Genomic DNA, 6,325 nt, shown 5'->3' with positions numbered 1-6,325 from the left:
CGACGGCTATTTTTGAAGCGTTTGCTGTCTTGTTATCATCAGTATCTTTACTAGCTCCAGTTGTTCTAGCAGTCGCACTAGATTGGCTGTTAGAATTAACTTGATATGCAGAAATACTTTCCTTAGATTTTCCCAAATCATACCCCAAGAATCCGGCTGCTACTGCAAATACCACCAATATAGCGGCATATAGAGCAATCGTCTTCTTACTCACTTAAGAATCCTCCTTTCAAATTTTATGGTTTCATAAATAATTTAGTTTTAAAGATTTATTTTATTTGTTTAATTACTCCAGAAACCAATTTTTATTCTATGTCCCCCCCCCCCTAGTTTTGTCAAGGGGTTTGGAAAATGTTTTTGTATTTTTTGATATACAATTTATTAGGGTTTGGTGGATTGTTACAAAAAAAGAGCAGCTATCTTTCGATAACTGCTCTATGTAATGTTCAATATTCAATTAGATCCACAAACTTGAATTTTGTAATTAACTTCCAAGTTAATGTTCCATCTATAGCATGTAAGCCATTGCTCCCACAAATGCCGAAAAGCAAATAAGCGTGATGGGACTTAATCCTTTTTTTATGATTTTTCTCGAACCAAAATATATCAATGCGATAACACCAGTAAGTCCTGCCGTAAGAAAATCAGGCCTGCCACTGAAAACAAAACCGCAGTTTTTTATAATCATAAATATACCTGTTGCCAAGATGATTCCTATAATGCATGGCTGTAACCCAGATAAAACAGCCTTGACTAAGTGGTTTTGAAGAAATTTCTTCATTGCTACCATTATAAGCAAAATGATAAAAAAAGCAGGTAATACAACCGCTGTGGTAGCAATTATCGCACCAAGTAATCCTCCCTTTTCACTTCCGATATATGTGGCCATATTTACCATAATCGGTCCGGGAGTACTTTCGCTGATAGCAATCATGTATGCGAGCATTTCATCATCCATCCAACCATGAGCCATGACAACATCCCTGATCAAAGGTATTGCCGCATAAGCTCCGCCGAAAGAAAAAAGGCCGACCTCAAGAAATCCTATTAACAGATCAATATATATCATTTCTCTTCCAGCCTCTTTTCCATATTATTTTTTATAACGAAAACAATGATACCGATAAATGCAGCTGCAAGCATAAGTATCATGGAGGATATATTAACGGCAAATACTTTTATAAGGAACATCGTAAGCACAGAACATATAACTATGCTTATCTGCATAGGTTTTTGCTTCATTTTCTTCAGCATTTTTATCGCAGCATCCACAATAAGAATCCCAACAGCGATTTTTATTCCGCGAAATGCATTTGAGACCCAAGTTATTTCAAGAAAACCATTCAGAAATCTTGAGACAGCATATATAATAGCAAAAGACGGGAGTATCATCCCAAGCGTAGCTATAATCGCTCCGGGAAGTTTCCCCCTTTTATATCCGACATAAGTTGCACAGTTGATTGCTATGGGACCGGGCGTGGATTCTGCTATCACAGTAATGTTCATCATTTCATCATTAGTTATCCATTTTTTATTTTCCACGCAGATATTTTCGATAAGTGGGATCATTGCATACCCACCGCCGAATGTAAATACTCCAATCTTTGCAAATGTTAAAAACAGATCAATGAGCACAATGGCCTCCACAGTGATGATCTTCATCATGATGATCACTACAATTATGGCCTTCACCATGATGATTACTACAATTATGTCCTTCACCATGATGATTACACTTTACATCAGGGTTATAATCAAGTCTTTCTTCAATCAATGCTTTTACTGCTTCATCTGCATTACCGGATACACCTCCGTAGAGTTTGATGCCTGCTTCACTAAGCGCGACCTGTGCTCCTCCTCCAATACCTCCGCAAATTAGGGTGTCTACTTTTCCACCAAAAAGAAAACCTGCCAGAGCGCCATGTCCCTGGCCATTTGTATCCACAATTTCTTCATGCACGATTTTTCCATCTTTTATATCATATACCTTAAACTGCTCTGTATGTCCAAAATGCTGAAAAATCTCACCATTTTCATAAGTTACTGCAACTCTCATCTCATTGTCTCCTTTTTTTCTTTTAGTATTGATGCTTTCGCCTTTTGAAATGTCAAAGCTTACATTACCACCTGAAATGATAAGACTCCTCCCATCCACAAGCACTTTCGCTATTTTCTTTCGAGCATTATCATACATTGCTGTCACCGTAGTTCTGGCAACACCCATTTTAGTCGCACACTGCTCCTGAGTCATTCCTTCCGCATCCAGCAAGCGTATAGTTTCAAATTCATCAAACGTCAGCCGTAACGCTTCCTCATCAACGTTATCCGTAGGTGCAAAACCAAACTTTCTAGGAAAACCTGATATTCTTCTACATTTCGTGTTCTTAGGCATAATTCATCCTTTCTGACATATGTCAATATAAAGCATACTCTTCATTCTGACATATGTCAATATATAATCATAAACGACTATCACTTTCCTACAAGTTTTAAGAATTTCTTATCGTTCATTTGCTCGTTTGTAACATACTCCCCATCATGGAATAACGCATAATTCGTGATCGGTGTCGGTGCATTCTGTGCTTCTTCTTTGCTTTCAAGATGTATTGCCTTGAATGCAATACCATTTTCTTTTGCCGTCTGCTCCAAAACCGGGACATATTTTGCATTGAACGGGCACTGATTCGTATAGTACAGAACATATCCTTGCTCTTCTATATGCGGATGTTTTGCACATTCCTTAAACACTGGAGCTTTTGCATTTTTATCGAACGGCATATACCAAAGCTGAATACCATTATCAGCTTCATCGCTCACGACAAATCCTTTGTACTTCAGAAACTTCGGATCAGCCAGAAACGGTTTCTTCTTTGAAGCACAAAGAATACAAAGCCCTTTTTTCCCTTTTTCCTTGCTATCCTCGATGCACGCAGTAAGTAGATCAGTAGAATATCCATGTCCCTTGAAAGCCCCGGACACCCAGAGACAGTCAATGTACATATATCCATCTGCCTCTATCGGAATCCATGCGTTTTCCGTCGGGATATATTCGATAAAGCACTTTCCGCGCTCTACGCTCTTTAGGAAAACAAGTCCTTCATCAAACCTCTCCGAAAGCCATGCCTTCTTAGAAGAAACTTGAACATCCTTATTATTTGATATCGCGCAGCAAATATGCTCCTCTTCGATGTTGTCTTTTGTTACATTAACATATTCCATGGCCGCTCCTTTCAATAATACAGATACACCTCATCAATTATACTGAACTTTAATCGCTCTACAAATTTGAATTTATCTTCTAACACCATTTTCATCAAAAGTTTTCTTAAGAACTCTTTCCACAAACACAATTGAACCCAACATAGCCACAAGCTGTATTCCTTCAACAATAAGTGTCATATATGCAATTGCTTTTTCACTCGAATGTGAAAAAGGTATCTGAATAATAATTGTCGGAATTAATAACAGCAATCCGAGTTTAAGCCACAACTTACCGCAATAATCCTGTGCAAACTTCCATGTATCCTTATTTTTACTGGACATAGTTGTTCTGTATCCTATAATCCCATTAATTTCTTTCGGTGGATATTTGTACATAAAGAATCCACCTATCAGCATAATAGTCGGCATTAATAAGTTACAGATAAACATCATAATATAAAACCACATTTTTATTCTTCTTTACCCCCATAAATTTGAATTTGTGCGATTAACTTCCGATATAAGTGTCTATCGGTCTTTTATAAGTGTCTATCGGTCTTTGAATGTATTAAACCAAGCTTATCCTTCACCTTATTATAATCTTTTAGAATAAAGGACTTCTTCTGTATCAAACGCCAGCTTTGAAATCCCCGTCATCGCAAATCCTTTTCTTTCATAGAAAGCCCTAGCAGGGAGATTATCCCGAAATACCCATAGTACCACTTCTGAATATCCAGAATTCTTGATATCCATCAAAACTCTATCCATCATCTGACTACCATAGCCCTTGTGCCAATTGTCAGATAAACTGTGAATACAAATAAGTTCTGCTTTCCCGACAAGTTCGGAGTCTCTTGCTACATCCCAATATGCAATGCAATGAGGTTTTCCGTCCACAGTGAGAAGATATCCATTTCCCTTATTCTCATCTAATAGCCTCTGATACATAGAGGTCGCTCGTTCAATATTAGTACATTTTGTTAATGTCTCAGCGTCAAGTATGCTCGTAAAAGCTGCTTTCCAGCTTTCAGTTTGAATATAAGCAAGCTTACTAGCATCTCCTTGCTGTACTTTTCGAATAACCGCTTCCATTTCCATACCTCCTCATTTAATTTGATGTTGTACAATGTCTTGTCGTATCCTTCAGCCGCTCCGCGACATGTAATATTTCCAAGTATTCTCTAGAATTCATGTATTCCCTCTCTAGTAATCATTTTTCCTTCCTCCCTTAAAATGGTCCACTACTCTAGTGGAAGCCAATCCAACACTTTCTTAATCTGGCTATCCCAGAAATCCCAGTCATGTCCGTAGTCATCCTCGTCCCAAGTAACCTTGATTCCCTTCGACTCTAAATAATCACGGAATGCGATGTTTGCAGGCATCAAATCATCCTGTGTTCCACAGGCCATATATATATGCGGTACGCTGCGGCCTGCTGCCAGCATGTCTTCCACTGCTACCCATGGATTCTTATCTGTTTTGGATGCCTCTTCAATATTGTCGAATAGTCCGATGTTGGCCTCTTCCGAAGTATCTTCAAAAATATGCACCGCAGCAGAAAGTCCGGCTACATAGCCAAACGTATCGGAGTATACGATTCCGTTGCGAAGGGCTCCAAATCCTCCCATGGACAACCCAGCGATATAGGTATCCTCCCGCTTATCGGAAAGTGGAAACATGCGCCTTGTAATCTCCACCAACTCTTTTCCGATGAAAGTTCCGTAATCGTTCCATGGTGTTCTGGAGTTAAAATAGAATGCATTGTCTCCCGATGGCATGACCACCGCCAGGTTTTTCTCCTCCGCCCACTTCTGAATACGGGTCTGACTCACCCAATCCGTATAATTGCCCAAAAGACCGTGCAACAAATATAAGGTTTTATACTTGCGCTCCGGACCATTTAGGTAACGATCCGTGTCTGCATCAAATCGGTCCACCGGTAGAATCACGTTCAGTGGAACCGTACGAAATAATGCCTTTGATAAATAGTTTACTTGAATTAATGCCATGTTATTCCTCCTTCATTTGCTCACCCATTGTTCCGGTTTATCTTGGTGACACGAACAATTGTGATAAAAACAACAACTAAATCTTTCCTTTATTTTGGACAACTACCAAATATATGGAATCACTTTATACTTCACTTTAGATTTATATTCTTTGTATCCCTCAAGGCCTTCCTCCAGAACTGCTTCCTCATTCTTCATTCGCTTTGCAATAATCGGAATATAGAACAGTAGAATTCCAAATGAAAACAGCGAATCAAGGATAATTCCCATTGAGAGGAACAAAACAAGCGTTGCTGAATACATTGGGTGACGAACAATGCCGTATAATCCGGTATCAATTACTTTTTGATTTTCCTGTACTTCGACCGTTCGGGAAAGGTATGTATTCTCCCTTAGGACCTCCGCATACATGGCATATGCCAATAGAAAAAACACCGTCCCGACAATAACCGCTACGTTCGGGAGCAAAAACCACTGAAACCGGAAGTTAAGCCCAGCAACAATAAACGCCGCCAAAAACATCACACCACTACAAACCACAACAGACTTCTGCTCTTTTTCCTCTTCTTTGGCATTCAGGCGCTTTTTCAAAAGACTCGGATTCTTGAATATCAAAATGATTCCTGCAATAAGCATTGGAATAAACAAAACAGCCATCAGCAGCCATCCGTTTGGATAGAATGCTGTTCCTGCCGGGACAAAAAGAAGCACTCCAAACAGTAGTAATCCCAACACATATTTTCCAATTGCCTGTAATAATAGTTTGCTTGTCATACTGTCCACCCCCAAATTACATCCGTCTAAGAATTATTATTCCGCCATACTGTCCTACAATCTGCAATTCTTCATCTGGTAGTGTGTCACAATATGCGATTAATTCATCCTCATCATATTCAACATTACAGTCATTGATTGTACCTGTATCCACATCTACAATCGTTGCTTTTTGGCTAGATATTATTAGTAGCTTCATAGGACATTTTTCTGAAAAAGCTAACCACTCAAATCCCCCAACGGAAAAAGACGTTACAAATTCCCAACCAGGTATAGATTTAAGCGTTTCTATTGTTTCTATATATCTCATGTATTCACCTCAATAAATCCGGATTTGTTAA

General features: G+C 38.9%; 10 protein-coding genes. All 10 read right to left on the bottom strand.

Features of this window, described 5'->3' with window-relative positions:
* A partial coding sequence (locus BMY79_RS09840; protein WP_143065843.1) for a hypothetical protein occupies positions 1-214 on the bottom strand: 214 nt, incomplete at its 3' end.
* 294 nt (positions 215-508) lie between these two features.
* The gene (locus tag BMY79_RS09835; protein ID WP_022749822.1) at positions 509-1,069 is read right to left on the bottom strand and encodes a chromate transporter; all 561 of its coding nucleotides are present in this window, start codon (positions 1,067-1,069) and stop codon (positions 509-511) included.
* Positions 1,066-1,635, bottom strand: a complete 570-nt coding sequence (locus BMY79_RS09830; RefSeq protein ID WP_242941498.1) for a chromate transporter — start codon at positions 1,633-1,635, stop codon at positions 1,066-1,068. Before BMY79_RS09830 ends, BMY79_RS09835 begins: the two co-directional genes overlap by 4 nt.
* Positions 1,625-2,392 (bottom strand): DUF134 domain-containing protein, encoded by a 768-nt coding sequence (locus BMY79_RS09825; protein WP_074730860.1) that lies wholly within the window; start codon positions 2,390-2,392, stop codon positions 1,625-1,627. The genes BMY79_RS09830 and BMY79_RS09825 overlap by 11 nt, the downstream gene beginning before the upstream one ends.
* Positions 2,393-2,472: 80 nt before the next feature.
* Positions 2,473-3,219, bottom strand: a complete 747-nt coding sequence (locus BMY79_RS09820) for an N-acetyltransferase (protein WP_074730859.1) — start codon at positions 3,217-3,219, stop codon at positions 2,473-2,475.
* 72 nt (positions 3,220-3,291) lie between these two features.
* Positions 3,292-3,597 carry an SdpI family protein gene (locus BMY79_RS09815; protein ID WP_242826864.1) on the bottom strand — a complete coding sequence of 102 codons (306 nt, stop codon included), beginning with the start codon at positions 3,595-3,597 and terminating at the stop codon, positions 3,292-3,294.
* 198 nt (positions 3,598-3,795) lie between these two features.
* Positions 3,796-4,293 (bottom strand): GNAT family N-acetyltransferase, encoded by a 498-nt coding sequence (locus tag BMY79_RS09810; RefSeq protein WP_074730858.1) that lies wholly within the window; start codon positions 4,291-4,293, stop codon positions 3,796-3,798.
* A 149-nt stretch (positions 4,294-4,442) separates the two neighbouring features.
* Positions 4,443-5,210: an alpha/beta hydrolase gene (locus BMY79_RS09805; RefSeq protein ID WP_074730857.1), complete on the bottom strand. Its 768-nt coding sequence runs from the start codon at positions 5,208-5,210 to the stop codon at positions 4,443-4,445.
* A gap of 102 nt (positions 5,211-5,312) precedes the next feature.
* Complete coding sequence (locus BMY79_RS09800) at positions 5,313-5,984, bottom strand: methyltransferase family protein (protein WP_074730856.1); 672 nt, start codon at positions 5,982-5,984, stop codon at positions 5,313-5,315.
* A 16-nt stretch (positions 5,985-6,000) separates the two neighbouring features.
* Entirely contained in the window at positions 6,001-6,294 is a 294-nt protein-coding gene (locus BMY79_RS09795) for a hypothetical protein (protein WP_074730855.1), read from the bottom strand.
* Between the last annotated feature and the right edge of the window lie 31 nt (positions 6,295-6,325).

This window comes from Lachnobacterium bovis, from assembly GCF_900111325.1.
Taxonomy (GTDB): Bacteria; Bacillota; Clostridia; order Lachnospirales; family Lachnospiraceae; genus Roseburia; species Roseburia bovis_A.
The sequence above is the reverse complement of the archived record's forward strand: the minus strand, read 5'-3'. Positions and strand labels throughout refer to the sequence as shown.

Coding starts and splice junctions, on each gene's coding strand:
- BMY79_RS09820 (WP_074730859.1), bottom strand. CDS start 3,219: ATGGAATATGTTAATGTAACAAAAGACAACATCGAAGAGGAGCATATT.
- BMY79_RS09800 (WP_074730856.1), bottom strand. CDS start 5,984: ATGACAAGCAAACTATTATTACAGGCAATTGGAAAATATGTGTTGGGA.
- BMY79_RS09810 (WP_074730858.1), bottom strand. CDS start 4,293: ATGGAAGCGGTTATTCGAAAAGTACAGCAAGGAGATGCTAGTAAGCTT.
- BMY79_RS09825 (WP_074730860.1), bottom strand. CDS start 2,392: ATGCCTAAGAACACGAAATGTAGAAGAATATCAGGTTTTCCTAGAAAG.
- BMY79_RS09835 (WP_022749822.1), bottom strand. CDS start 1,069: ATGATATATATTGATCTGTTAATAGGATTTCTTGAGGTCGGCCTTTTT.
- BMY79_RS09805 (WP_074730857.1), bottom strand. CDS start 5,210: ATGGCATTAATTCAAGTAAACTATTTATCAAAGGCATTATTTCGTACG.
- BMY79_RS09815 (WP_242826864.1), bottom strand. CDS start 3,597: ATGTACAAATATCCACCGAAAGAAATTAATGGGATTATAGGATACAGA.
- BMY79_RS09795 (WP_074730855.1), bottom strand. CDS start 6,294: ATGAGATATATAGAAACAATAGAAACGCTTAAATCTATACCTGGTTGG.